The following is a 13,158-nucleotide window of genomic DNA, read 5'->3' on the forward strand; positions in this document are numbered from 1 at the left end:
GTGCTGCATTGCCGCAGAATACCTCAGGAAGATCATGGTGTCAGTGCGTGATGGGGGGGGGCAGTCCGGGAGCAATCCCCACCATGAATTGACTCAGACAGGGCGCGATCGAGCCGTCTGCTCATGGACGCGAAACGTGTTCGAAGCCGGGGCCGGTGACGAGGTCGCGCACGACGCGTCGAAACGCCGCCGCGATCAATGCGGCATCGAAGTCGGGATTGCGGACGCTGCGTGCCAACAGCCCCTCGAACATGGCCGTCATGACTTCAACGATGCTGGCGATGGTGGTGTCGTCCGTACTCAGGCCCCTGGCGGCGCGTGCCAGCCGGAGCGTTTCCGAGATGCTCGAATTGCAGCGCTGGTTGACGCTGCGAACAATCTTTGCCACCTCCGGGTTGCGTGAGGCTTCGGCGAGGATCTCGAGCTTGAGGCTGGCGACGTTCCTGTCGAGCTTCTTTCCGACGCCCTCCTCAATGCCTTCGAGCATGGCGTCGAGCACATCGGCCGCCGCTCGCCACGAGGCACTGAGCGTCAGCAACTGATCGAGGTCGTCGCCGACGATGGCGGCAATGATGGCCTCCTTGTTCTCGAAATAATGATAAATGTGTCCCGCGCTCATGCCGGCGGACTTGGAAATCTGCGAAATGCTGGCACCATGGAACCCGTGCGCACGGAAGCAGTCGGAAGCGGCAGCAAGAATCTGGCTGCGGCGTGCTTCGGCGCGGGAAGAGTCGGTGGATGGTTGCGCATCCGCGTTCATGGCTTGTCTCCAATCCGTAATGAGAATGTGTTTTAACTGACTTGCACAGGCCAGAACCTTAACATAGAATGAGCGTTCAATCTAGAATAAGCATTCTACAATCCTGGTGGTCGTCTCCCTTTACCCAGGAAGGCGCTTGCACCAATCCGAAATCCTCGAGAGGCATGTCCATGCACAACCGCGCTCCACAGCTTGCCAAATCGCTCGCCGCCGCACTGGCCGGCATCTTTCTTCTTGCGTCCTGCAGCGGTGGTGACAAGGGCGGCCAGGGGGCAGGTGGTCCGCCGCCGGCCCCCACCGTGGGGGTTGTCGTGGCCGCCACCGAGTCGGTGCCCCTGATCAGCGAGCTGCCGGGACGGACGACCCCCTTTCTCGTTGCGGAATTGCGGCCCCAGGTCACCGGCATCGTGCAGAAGCGGCTGTTCGTCGAAGGCAGCGAAGTCAAGGCCGGACAGACCCTCTACCAGATCGATCCGGCCGTGTACAACGCAACGTATGAGAGCGCAAAGGCGGCGCTGGTCCGTGCGGAAGCCAATGCGCACAGTGCGCGCCTGAAGGCCGGACGCTACGCCGATCTGGTCAAGATCGAAGCGGTCAGCAAGCAGGCGAACGACGATGCAGTGGCGGCGCTCAAGCAGGCCGAGGCCGATGTCGCATCTGCGCGCGCGGCGGTCGAATCCGCCCGTATCAATGTTGACTTCACCCATGTCGCCTCGCCGATCTCGGGACGAATCGGACGCTCTGCGGTGACGCAGGGGGCGCTGGTAACCGCCAATCAGGAGACGGCGCTGGCGACGGTCCAGCAACTGGATCCGATCTATGTCGATGTCACCCAGTCGAGTGCCGAGTTGCTGGGTCTGCGGCGCGCTGCCGAAGCGGGCAAGCTCAGCCGCAACGGCGCGCAGAACGTTCCCGTGCGGCTGGTCCTGGAGGACGGCAGCCTCTATGGGGCGGAAGGCAAGCTGGCCTTCTCCGAGGTGACGGTCGATGCCGGCACCGGCAGCGTGATCCTGCGTGCCGTGTTTCCCAACCCGAAGGGCGAGCTTCTGCCCGGCATGTACGTTCGTGCCCGTCTGGCCCAGGGCCAGGCCGACGATGCGATTCTGGTTCCGCATGCCGCCCTGAGTCGCGACCCACTGGGTAATGCGGTGGTGATGGTGGTGGGGGCGGAAGACAAGGTGGAGCAGCGCAAGGTCACCGCCAGTCGCTCGCTGGGGGACAAGTGGGTGGTGACCGCTGGTTTGTCCGCCGGCGACCGTATCATCGTCGACGGTTTGCAGCGCGTGCGTCCCGGCGCCCAGGTGAAGGCGCAGGAGGCGGGCGCCTCTGCCCCGGCTGCCGCGCCGGCAGCGAAGTGAGGGTCTGAAAAATGGCTCGCTTCTTCATCGACAGGCCCATCTTTGCATGGGTCATTGCGCTGGTCATCATGCTTGCGGGGGCCCTGTCCATCCTCGAGCTTCCTGTGTCGCAGTACCCCGCGATCGCGCCCCCGGCCGTGGTCATCAATGCGAAGTATCCGGGCGCATCCGCCCAGGCCGTGGAAGAGTCGGTCACCCAGATCATCGAGCAGAAGATGACCGGGCTCGACGGCCTGCTGTACATGAACTCGTCGAGCGATGCATACGGCTCGGCCTCCATTACGCTGACCTTCAATGCCGGGACCGATCCCGACATCGCCCAGGTTCAGGTGCAGAACAAGCTGCAGCTTGCCATGCCGTTGTTGCCGACGGCAGTGCAGGCCCAGGGCGTACAAGTGGCGAAGTCGGCGCGCAACTTCCTGATGGTGGTCGGTTTCGTCTCGCCCGACGGCACGCGCACTGGCGTCGACCTTGCCGATTTCGTGGTGTCGTCGGTGCAGGATTCGCTGTCGCGAGTGACCGGTGTCGGTGAAGTGACGGTGTTCGGCTCCCAATACGCCATGAGGGTGTGGTTGTCGCCGGAGAAGCTCAACAACTTCAAGCTCACCCCTGCCGATGTCAAGACGGCCATCGAAGCGCAGAACACCGAAGTATCGGCCGGTCAACTGGGTGGCACGCCGGCCGTGTCGGGGCAGGGTTTCACTGCGTCGATCACGGCGCAAAGCCGCTTGCAGACGGCGGCGCAGTTCCGCGACATTCTGTTGCGCACGTCCGCGCAGGGCGGCGAGGTGCGTCTGGGCGATGTGGCCAGCGTCGAGATCGGGGCCGAGAACTACGGCACCGTGGCGCGCTACAACGGCAGCCCTGCAGCCGGTGTGGGCATCAAGCTGGCCGCAGGGTCGAATGCGCTGGCGACGGCGACGGCGGTGCGTGCCAAGCTCGACGAGATGAAGCGCTATTTCCCCCAGGGCATCGACGTCGTGGTGCCCTATGACACCACGCCTTTCGTGCGCATTTCGATCGAGGAGGTGGTCAAGACCCTGCTCGAGGCGATCGTACTCGTCTTCCTGGTGATGTACCTGTTCCTGCAGAACATCCGCGCCACGCTGATTCCGACCATTGCCGTACCGGTGGTGCTGCTCGGCACTTTCGGCGTGATGGCGGCCTTCGGCTTCTCGATCAACACCCTGACCATGTTCGGTATCGTGCTTGCCATCGGCTTGCTAGTGGATGACGCCATCGTCGTGGTGGAGAACGTCGAGCGGGTGATGAGCGAAGAGGGGCTGCCGCCCAAGGAGGCGACGCGCAAGTCCATGCGCCAGATCACCGGCGCGCTGGTCGGTATCGGCCTCGTGCTGTCGGCGGTGTTCGTGCCCATGGCCTTCTTCGGCGGCTCGACCGGCGTGATCTACCGCCAGTTCTCCATCACCATCGTGTCCGCCATGGCCTTGTCGGTACTGGTTGCGATCGTCTTCACCCCCGCCTTGTGCGCGACCATGCTCAAACCGGTCGAAAAGGGTCATGACATCGGTGAAGGCGGGATGTTCTCCGGATTCTTCGGCTGGTTCAACCGCATGTTCGCGCGCAACACGCAGCGCTACGAATCCGTGGTCGGCGGTCTGCTCAAGCGCAGCGTCCGATTCCTGCTGATTTATGTCGCCATCGTCGTGGCGCTGGGCTTCCTGTTCGTGCGCATGCCGACCTCCTTCCTGCCGGAGGAGGATCAGGGCATCATGTTCAACCAGATCATGCTGCCGGCCGGGGCGACCCAGGAGCGCACGATCGAGGTGCTGAAGAAGGTGGAGAAGCACTTCCTCGAGGACGAGAAAGACACTGTCAAGGCCTTGTTTACGGTGGCTGGCTTCAGCTTCGGCGGCAGTGGGCAGAACATGGGCATCGGCTTCGTCAACCTGAAGGACTGGAGCGAGCGTAAGGGGCCGGGCATGAGCGTGAAGGCGGTCGCGGGGCGCGCGATGGGCGCGTTCTCGCAGATCCGCGAGGCCATGGTGTTTGCCTTCGTGCCGCCCGCAGTGATCGAGCTCGGTACCTCGAATGGCTTCAACGTGCAGCTCCAGGACCGCTCCGGACTCGGGCACGAGGCGCTGGTCGCCGCGCGCAACCAGTTCCTCGGCCTGGCCTCACAGGACAAGCGTCTGGTCGGGGTGCGGCCGAATGGCCAGGACGATACCCCCGAGTTCAGGCTCGAGGTGGACCACGCCAAGGCTGGGGCGCTGGGCGTGACCGTTGCCGATATCAACGACACGCTGGCCACGGCTTGGGGCGGTCGCTATGTCAATGACTTCATCGACCGCGGCCGCATCAAGAAGGTCTACGTGCAGGCCGAAGCGTCTGCGCGCATGACCCCTGGAGACATGGACAAGTGGTACGTGCGCAACAAGAATGGCGAGATGGTGCCGTTCTCGGCCTTCGCCAAAGCGCACTGGACCTTCGGTTCGCCCCGCCTCGAGCGCTATAACGGTCAGCCCTCGATCGAGGTGCTGGGGCAGGCGGCGCCCGGTCTGTCCTCGGGTGAGGCGATGAACGCGGTGGAAGAAATCATGGCCAAGCTGCCGCCGGGCATCGGCTTCGAGTGGAGCGGCACGTCGTTCGAGGAGCGTCGCTCGGGTGCCCAGGCGCCGGCGCTGTATGCCCTGTCCCTGCTGGTGGTCTTTCTCTGCCTGGCGGCACTGTACGAGAGCTGGTCGGTGCCGTTCGCGGTGATGCTGGTGGTGCCGCTCGGCGTGCTCGGCGCGCTGCTTGCGGCTACCGGCCGCGGACTGTCGAACGACATCTACTTTCAGGTGGGGTTGTTGGCGACCATCGGCCTGTCGTCGAAGAATGCCATTCTGATCGTGGAGTTTGCCAAGGCCGAGATGGAAGCGGGCAAGGACCTGATCGAGGCTACCTTGGCCGCGGTACGGATGCGACTGCGCCCGATTCTGATGACCTCGCTCGCCTTCGGTCTCGGTGTGCTGCCGCTGGCGATTTCAACCGGGGCAGGTTCGGGCAGTCAGAACGCCATTGGTACCGGCGTGCTCGGCGGCACCATTGCCGCGACTGCGTTGGGCATTTTCTTCGTGCCTTTGTTCTACGTCGTGATCAAGCGCATTTTCAAGGACAGGCCGCAGTCTGAAACAGTGACTGCGGCCGCTCCGGAGGACCGGACATGAGTTCCATTCGTAGCCTGAGCATTGCCGTGGCGGCAAGCCTGCTCGGCGCGTGCACCACCCTGATTCCGGACTATCAGCGTCCGGCCGCGCCAGTACCCGCGAATTGGGCTGGTCAGGGCGAGCCGGTCGCAGCGGCCACCGCGGTCGCCGATATCGACTGGCGAGACTATTTTGCCGATGCGCGCGTGCGCGAGCTCATCACCATGGCGCTGGCCAACAACCGCGACTTGCGTGTCAGTGCGCTCAATATCGAGAAGGCACGTGCGCAGTACCGCATCCAGCGCGCCGGCGAGTATCCGGCGGTAAACCTGAACGGTGGTCAGAATGCCCAGCGTTTGCCGGGCGACCTCACGAACAGTGGCGAGCCGAGGATCTCGCGCCAGTACTCGGCGACCGTCGGCATCGCAGCCTGGGAGCTCGACTTCTTCGGGCGCGTGCGCAGTCTCAGCGATCAGGCACTGGAAACCTATCTCGGTACCGAAGAGGCCCGACGCAGCGCGCAGATCAGCCTCGTCGCCGAAGTGGTGAATGCCTGGCTCACGCTGGCGGCCGACCGCGAACTGCGCGATCTGGCGCGCGACACCTGGCAGACGCAACAGAAATCGGTCGATCTGACGCAGCGCAGTTTCGATGCCGGCGCGGTGTCGGCGCTCGACCTGCGCCAGGCGCAAAGCGCGATGGAGCGTGCGCGTGCCGATGCGGCGCGCTATGCGGCACAGGTGGCGAAGGACGAAAACGCGCTCGAACTGCTCGTTGGCACGCCGGTGCCGGCCGCGCTGAAGGCGCACAAACTCGTCGACGCAGTCAGCGCCATTGCCGACGTGCCGGCGGGGGTCCCGTCCGAGGTCCTGGTGCGTCGCCCCGACGTGTTGCAGGCCGAGCGCGCGCTCAAGGCGGCCAACGCGAGCATCGGTGCCGCCCGCGCCGCGTTCTTCCCGCGCATTTCATTGACGGCGACGGCCGGTACGGCGAGCTCGAGTCTCGACGGATTGTTCGGGTCCGGTTCGGGCACGTGGACCTTCGTGCCGCAAATCAGTCTGCCAATCTTCAATGCCGGTTCGCTCAGCGCCAGTCTAGACGTGGCCACGGTGCAGCGCGATATCCAGGTCGCCCAGTACGAGAAAGCGGTCCAGCTCGCGTTCCGCGAGGTGTCCGATGCGCTGGCCGAACGTGCAACACTGAGCGACCAGCTTGATGCGCGGCGCAAGCTGGTCGAAGCCAGTGCGGAAAGCTATCGTTTGTCGGATGCGCGCTACCGCAACGGTATAGACAGTTATCTTGTTCTGCTCGACGCGCAGCGTTCGCGGTATGCTGCCGAGCAGGAGCTGATCGCCGTGCGTCTGTCCGAGGCATCGAACCGGGTTGCCCTGTACAAGGTGATGGGTGGCGGTTGGCAATAGGGTGATGTCATTCCGGTACGAAAGCCGGCTGGCGGGGTTGTCGTAAGGAGTATGTCGCAACAAATCCCGCTTTGCGGTATGGTCACGCCCTGCCAGTCCGGACGGATGCCGAACAAGGAATCACAACATGAACGCAACCACTACTCCTGCCCTGATGACCGAAGCTGAAATCCTTGCTGCGCCGGAGTCGGATTACATGTCGCCGCGGCAACTGGCTTTCTTCCGTCACCGTCTGCAGACGGAGATGGAACAGTTGCTCGAGAATGCCCATGAGACCACGACTCATCTGCAGGATAACGAGGCCACGCCAGACCCTTCCGACCGTGCCAGCGTCGAGGAAGAGCACACCCTCGAACTGCGGGTGCGCGATCGCGAGCGCAAGCTGCTGAAGAAGATCGGCGAAGCCATCGCCCGCATTGATGCCGGCGAATATGGTTGGTGCGAGGAAACCGGCGAACCGATCGGTATCGGCCGCCTGCTGGCAAGATCCACGGCCACGCTGTCGCTCGAAGCCCAGGAGCGCCGCGAAAAGCTCAAGAAGATGCATGGCGGTTGAACAGGCGCCATTGTCCGGCGCGTGGGCGGGGCCCGGCGTCGGACACCGTGGCCGAATCGAATTCATCTGATGCGCTGGCTATTGCGCGGCCTTATTCGCGGCTATCAGCTCTTCATCAGCCCGCTGCTCGGGCCGCGCTGCCGTTTCTATCCGACCTGCTCGCACTATGCGCTTGAGGCCATCGATACGCATGGCGCGCTGAAGGGTAGCTGGCTTGCCCTGCGGCGGCTTTTGCGCTGCCATCCGTGGAGCGCCGGCGGGGTCGACCCGGTGCCGCCCGTCTGCTGCAAACCTCATCCGCCGAACGATCCCCACACCCACCGGCACTAGGAGCGCAGTGTGAATACTGCCGCGCCTATATCCGCACTGGAACATCGCTGGCTGGCCGAAGTGGTTCGTCGCCACGAAGCTCGACACGGCCACCTTGAGGATGCGGCCGAGCTGATCGAGGCCCGTCGCGCGCCTCCCGATCTCGAAACCCGTATCTGCCGTCGCGCCGAACTGCTCGGGGTCCGCGAAGGCTGGCGCGATGCCATCCTGCACTGGCATGGGCGCGCACGGCTGATCCTCGTCTTCGCCTGCGTGCTGGCGCCGATGCTCGGTGCGGGCACGGCCGCGGCCGTACTCGGCGATGGCAGCCGGCCCGTCAATGTGGTGTGGGCGCTGGGAGGCTTGCTCGGCGTGCACCTGTTCAGCCTCTTGCTGTGGCTGCTTGGCATGTCTGTTTCCGGTCGCGGACGAATACATGGCGGCAGCGCCCTGGGCGCGCTGTGGCTGCGCCTGATCAGCGTGTTCGACCGCAGCCCTGCGGCTGCCGAGCTGCCGCTCGCACTGGGTGGCCTGCTCGCTCGGGGGCGTCTCGCAAGCTGGGGGCTGGGCGCGGTCAGTCATCTGCTGTGGTTTCTTGCCCTCGTCGGTGCGGCGGCGGGTCTGCTGGGCCTGCTCGCGGTGCGACGCTACGGCTTCGTGTGGGAGACCACCATTTTGCCCGGCGACGCGTTTGTCTCAATGACCGCCATGCTGGGTATCCTGCCCGGGCAGCTCGGTTTTCCGGTACCGGATGTCGCGCAAGTGCTCGCCAGCGGCGATGCGGTCATGGCGGGCGAGGCCGGGCGCAGGGCATGGTCGGGCTGGTTACTGGGTTGTGTGCTGGCGTATGGGGTGCTGCCAAGGTTGTTGCTGTTGCTGGTCTGCATGCAGGGCTGGCGGCACGGATTGAGTCGCCTGCAGCTGGACCTCGCGCTGCCTGGATACGCCCGTCTGAAGCCGCGCTTGCTGCCGGACAGTGAGCGTATCGGCATCAGCGATCCCGCGCCGGCTCGGATGCCGCAACCCGGGCGCCATGGACACGCCGCGGTCGGGGCGGGCACGGCGGTGATGGTGGCGCTCGAGCTCGGCGCAGACCTGCCCTGGCCGCCGCCCGGCTGCGACATGCTGGCCGTCGATGGCGGTCGTCTCGACAGCCGCGAGCAGCGCCGAGCAGCGCTTGCCCGTTTCGCCACGACCCCGCCCGCTCGCCTGTTGATCGCCATCGATGCGCGACTGACGCCGGATCGCGGCAGTCTGGGCCTCATCGCCGAGCTTGCCGATCATGCGGGTGCGACCCGGGTGTGGGCCTTGCCGCCGCCGGATGGCGCCACTGGTCGCCTGCGGCTGTGGCAGGATGGTCTGGCTGGCCTTGAACTCGATGAGGGCGCATTGATGGTGGATCAGGATCAGGTGCTTGCCTGGCTGGGAGCGTCGGCATGAGCGTATTGCTGAGCGTGGCCGTGGTGGGGCATACCAATACCGGCAAGACGTCGTTGCTGCGAACGCTCGCCCGTGATGCAGGTTTCGGTGAAGTCTCGGATGCTGCTGGCACCACCCGCCATGTCGAGGGCCTGCGCCTGATGGCGGACGGCGTGCCGGTGGTCGAACTCTATGACACGCCGGGGCTGGAGGACGCGATTGCGCTGCTCGAGTTCATCGACGCGCTGGTGTCGCCGGGCGAGCGCATCGACGGTCCCGACCGCATCGGCCGCTTCCTGGCCAGCGCCGAGGCCAATGCGCGTTTCGAGCAGGAGGCCAAGGTACTGCGCCAGGTACTGGCGAGCGATGCGGCCCTGTATGTCGTCGACGCCCGCGATCCGGTGCTTCCCAAACACAAGGACGAGCTCACCCTGCTCGCGAGTGCGGCCAGGCCCTTGCTGCCGGTGCTGAACTTCGTCGCCTCGCCCGCCGCGCGCGCCGACGACTGGCATGCCGCGCTGGCCCGTCTCGGCCTGCATGCGGTGGTGCGCTTCGATACCGTGGCGCCGGCCGTCGATGGCGAACGCAGGCTGTTCGAGACGCTCGCGACAATGATGCATGCGCATCGCCCGGCGCTCGAGGCGCTGATCGCCGACCGCGAAGAAGAGGCCGTGTCGCGACGCACGAGCGCGCGCCGGCTGGTGGCGGAACTCCTGATCGAACTTGCCGCCCGCCGCGACCTGGTCGATGCCGATGACGCCGCCGATCTGCAGGCGGCCGTCCACGCGCTGCGCGATTCGGTGCGGGCGCGCGAGCAGGCGTGTGTCGACGCCTTGCTGCAGCTCTACCGCTTTCGGCCCGGTGACGCCCGTGCCGCCGAATTACCGCTTGCCGACGGGCGCTGGGACGACGACCTGTTCAATCCCGAAACCCTGCGTCAGATGGGTGTTCGGCTCGGCACCGGCGCCGCCGCAGGTGCCGCAGCGGGGGTCGGCATCGACCTGATGACCGGCGGCCTGACGCTGGGGGCAGCGGCGGCGCTGGGTGCAGTGGCCGGGGGGCTGTGGCAGACCTTTGGCCACTATGGCGAGCGTATTGCCGCGAGGCTGCGCGGCCATCACGAGCTCACCGTGGATGACGCCATCCTGCGCCTGGTCGCATTGCGTCAGCGGCAGTTGCTGATCGCGCTCGAAGGCCGCGGCCACGCGGCGATGACGCCGATCGAACTGTCACTCGACGTCACACCGGCGGCCGATGCGGACAGCACCGACTGGCGCGATGGCCGTCTGCCCGATGCGCTGCGGCAGGCACGGGCTCATCCGGAGTGGGCGTTCGAAGGCGACGATGACAAGGACGAGGCCGAACGCCGCCTCGCCGGGTACCTGGGCTGAAGTGCCGCGGGGCGCCGTGCGGGCTCAGTCAGTGTCCTGTGCAAGCACGGCCGCGGCCCGTTCCGAGGCGACGAAGATCACCTTCATTGTCGCTCGCGTGGCGCCGACGAATAGCTTGCGCATGGTCAGCTCGTCGACCGCCTCGAAGTCGATCTCGGTGAAGATCACGCAGGCCGCCGATTGGCCCTTGAAGCGATAGACCGAGTCGATCAGAAGGTCGCCCTCGCTGTACTCGGCCTCGCCGAACAGGTCGTAGCGCCCGCGAAACGCGCGCAGGCGGTGCGGACCGAGGTGGGTGAGCGGGGTGAAGCGCGAGGATTCTCGGCCACGAAAGCTGATGATGGCGATCATGTCACGGCGGAAGCCGAGGCCGATGGCGCGGGTAATGGCGCGTTTCGTGGCCTCCATCAGGCCGCTCTCGTCGTCCCAGCGCATCACCTCCGGTCCGCTGTCGGCGACCGGGCTGCCGGCAATGATCGGTGTCGGCAGGGGCAGGCGCGCGTTGAGCAGGTCGAGGACGTCGGCCGGGGTGCGATAGTTGGTGTCGGCGCTGAGTCCGGCCCAGCCGGTCAGTGTCACCGGCGCGCGTCCGTAGAGGTTCTGTAATGGGTCCTCCAGCCACCATGCGCGGCCATCGGGCTTCAGTAGCGCGAGCAGGCTGTCGCGCCAGGCGTCGGTGAAGTCCTGCCCCTCGTCTACGATCAGCTCGTCGAAGCGCCACGCCGGGTCGTCGTCTCCGGCCGCGAGCAAGGCGGCGAAGTCGGCCTCCATCCGGCGAAAACGGTCGGGCGCGGAGAAGTCCGGCGTGCGTCCGGCCGCGCGCAGACGGCGGTCGCACAGTTGATGGTAGGTGGCGACTTCGCCGCCCGGTGGCACGATATGGGCGAAATGATCCGCCAGCGGACGGTTGTAGCACACGTACAAGGGTCGCCGCCCGGCGTGCAGGGCGTCGGAATAGGCGGCCAGGGCGAGCTGGGTCTTGCCGCTGCCGGCGGTGGCGGTGACCCGCAGGCGGTGCGGATCGAGGCGGATGCGCCGTGCCCACTCGGCCAGTCCGCCCGAGAGGCGGGTCGTCAGCGCCACCGCCTGCCCGGCCAGTGCCTGCACGTCGGGAACGAGCTCGAGCAGATCGGAAAAGAAGCGATGCAACGCGGGGCGCTGGGCGCTGTCGCCTGCGCCGCTGTCGTCCGCTTCCGGCCCGCACAGCGCACGCACTATGTCGAGCAGGCGTGCGCGCCGGGGAGCGTCGACGATGCGCGCCGGGTCGAGTCCTGCCGTGCCGGGCTGGCGCACGGTGTAGTCCGGACAATAAAGCAGGCAGTCGAGCCGGGGCTCCGCGCCGTCGAGCAGCGGGCGCAGTCGGGCCCGCAGGGCGTCTGCCGTGCGGGCAAGGTCGAGGCTGATGTCGCGATTGCGACGTTTTCCCGGTCGTAGCAGGCCGGCTGCACTCTCGTCGAGAAAGCCGGACTGCTGTTCGATCAGCACGATGCGCCCGCCCGGTCCAAGGACGACGAAGCCGATCTCGCCGAATACCGCATGCGGTCCGTCGGCACGGGTCCAGTGGAGGCCGTGGTAGACGCTGAAGTCGTCGCCGAGACCTTCGGCCAGCAGCGCGAGGGTGGCGATCTCGCGCCCCTTCGCGCCGCTCGTGGGCAGGTGCCGCCAGCCTTCGGGGTGGATATGGGCCATGTTCAAGCCGCCATGCAATGGGTATCGATCGAAAAACGTGTCGTGGTGGCCATGGTCGGGGTGGTGAAGGGAAATCGCAAGCTCTGATTCGCGTCATGCGAATGGGGACGATTCAGCTGATCGCAGATGGCAACAGTGTTGGGTTTTCCACAAAGTCTCACAGATGCGGCAGCGGTCGATGCGCTATGCTCGCCGACCGTGGGGTATCTGGACCACCCTTCGGACTTCTGCCCCGGAACGGTATGCCATGGAAACACTGAAAGTCTTCATTACCCTGCTCGCCCTGATCAATCCCTTCGGGGCGATCCCGATGTTCCTCAGCCTCACTGCCACCCAGACCCCGCCGCAGGTGCGCGGTACGGTGAACACCGCATCGATCGCGACTGCCGTGGTGCTGGTGGTCTCTGCCCTGTGCGGTCAGACCTTGCTGAGCATCTTCGGCATCTCGATTGCGTCGCTGCAGGTCGGCGGTGGCATCCTGCTCTTCGTGATGGCGTTCCGCATGTTCAATGCCGAGCCGGGCCGAGCCCGCACGACGCCCGAGGAAGCGGACGAAGCCGCTGCGCGCTCCAGTATTGCCGTCGTACCGCTCACCATTCCCTTGCTGACCGGGCCGGGTACCGTCAGTACCGTGATCATCTATTCCGAACGCATCCAGCACTGGTGGGAGATGCTGGTCCTGGTGCTGATCGGCCTTGTCATCGGCGGTGTGGTGTGGGCGACCTTGCGTCTGGCCGGTCCCATCAGCCGACTCGCTGGGCAGACGGGCCTCAACATCATGACCCGGCTGATGGGTCTGGTGCTGGCCGCGCTGGCCGTGGAGTTCGTCGCCGTCGGCGTACGGACCCTGGCCGCGGCCTGACGAGCGTTCGGGACGTGAACCCCGAAGACCTGAGCCTGCTCCTTACCCGAACGATGCCCTTCGGCAAGTACAAGGGACGCTTGATCGCCGACCTGCCTGGCCACTACCTCAACTGGTTCGCCCGTGATGGCTTTCCCAACGGCGAGATCGGTCGCCTGCTCGCGCTGATGCAGGAGATCGACCACAACGGCCTGTCGGCGCTGCTCGACCCTCTGCGCGAGGCGCAGCGCTAGTGGGTGACGGT

At 65.8% G+C, this 13,158-nt stretch carries 11 protein-coding genes; 9 read left to right on the plus strand and 2 right to left on the minus strand.

All coding sequences use genetic code 11. The annotated features are described in order from the left end of the window. Positions 1-121: 121 nt before the first annotated feature. A complete protein-coding gene (locus tag J5J83_RS16260) occupies positions 122-760 on the minus strand; it encodes a TetR/AcrR family transcriptional regulator (protein ID WP_212350917.1) in 639 nt (212 codons plus the stop codon). A gap of 170 nt (positions 761-930) precedes the next feature. On the opposite strand from J5J83_RS16260, the gene J5J83_RS16265 reads away from it, so the two are divergent. From J5J83_RS16265 to J5J83_RS16295, 7 genes are all read left to right on the plus strand, one after another. Beyond that, the gene (locus J5J83_RS16265) at positions 931-2,118 is read left to right on the plus strand and encodes an efflux RND transporter periplasmic adaptor subunit (RefSeq protein ID WP_212353287.1); all 1,188 of its coding nucleotides are present in this window, start codon (positions 931-933) and stop codon (positions 2,116-2,118) included. Positions 2,119-2,129: 11 nt separating this feature from the next. Further along, positions 2,130-5,288 (plus strand): efflux RND transporter permease subunit, encoded by a 3,159-nt coding sequence (locus J5J83_RS16270; protein WP_212350919.1) that lies wholly within the window; start codon positions 2,130-2,132, stop codon positions 5,286-5,288. Beyond that, on the plus strand, positions 5,285-6,688 hold the full coding sequence (adeC, locus tag J5J83_RS16275) for an AdeC/AdeK/OprM family multidrug efflux complex outer membrane factor (RefSeq protein WP_212350921.1): 1,404 nt from the start codon (positions 5,285-5,287) through the stop codon (positions 6,686-6,688). Before J5J83_RS16270 ends, adeC begins: the two co-directional genes overlap by 4 nt. A gap of 127 nt (positions 6,689-6,815) precedes the next feature. Further along, positions 6,816-7,244: an RNA polymerase-binding protein DksA gene (gene dksA, locus J5J83_RS16280; protein WP_212350923.1), complete on the plus strand. Its 429-nt coding sequence runs from the start codon at positions 6,816-6,818 to the stop codon at positions 7,242-7,244. 69 nt (positions 7,245-7,313) lie between these two features. After that, on the plus strand, positions 7,314-7,574 hold the full coding sequence (gene yidD, locus J5J83_RS16285) for a membrane protein insertion efficiency factor YidD (RefSeq protein WP_212350925.1): 261 nt from the start codon (positions 7,314-7,316) through the stop codon (positions 7,572-7,574). 9 nt (positions 7,575-7,583) lie between these two features. Continuing rightward, positions 7,584-8,993, plus strand: a complete 1,410-nt coding sequence (locus tag J5J83_RS16290) for a DUF2868 domain-containing protein (RefSeq protein WP_349251910.1) — start codon at positions 7,584-7,586, stop codon at positions 8,991-8,993. Further along, positions 8,990-10,363, plus strand: coding sequence for a GTPase/DUF3482 domain-containing protein (locus J5J83_RS16295; protein WP_212350927.1), 1,374 nt, complete (start codon positions 8,990-8,992; stop codon positions 10,361-10,363). Before J5J83_RS16290 ends, J5J83_RS16295 begins: the two co-directional genes overlap by 4 nt. Before the next feature lie 24 nt (positions 10,364-10,387). Here J5J83_RS16295 and J5J83_RS16300 read toward each other — a convergent pair whose 3' ends face one another. Then, on the minus strand, positions 10,388-12,052 hold the full coding sequence (locus J5J83_RS16300; protein WP_212350929.1) for an ATP-binding domain-containing protein: 1,665 nt from the start codon (positions 12,050-12,052) through the stop codon (positions 10,388-10,390). A gap of 247 nt (positions 12,053-12,299) precedes the next feature. On the opposite strand from J5J83_RS16300, the gene J5J83_RS16305 reads away from it, so the two are divergent. Continuing rightward, complete coding sequence (locus J5J83_RS16305) at positions 12,300-12,914, plus strand: MarC family protein (RefSeq protein ID WP_212350931.1); 615 nt, start codon at positions 12,300-12,302, stop codon at positions 12,912-12,914. Positions 12,915-12,928: 14 nt separating this feature from the next. Then, positions 12,929-13,147: a DUF3820 family protein gene (locus J5J83_RS16310; protein ID WP_212350933.1), complete on the plus strand. Its 219-nt coding sequence runs from the start codon at positions 12,929-12,931 to the stop codon at positions 13,145-13,147. Positions 13,148-13,158 lie beyond the last annotated feature (11 nt).

This window comes from Azoarcus sp. L1K30 (genome assembly GCF_018122735.1).
Taxonomy (GTDB): domain Bacteria; phylum Pseudomonadota; class Gammaproteobacteria; order Burkholderiales; family Rhodocyclaceae; genus Parazoarcus.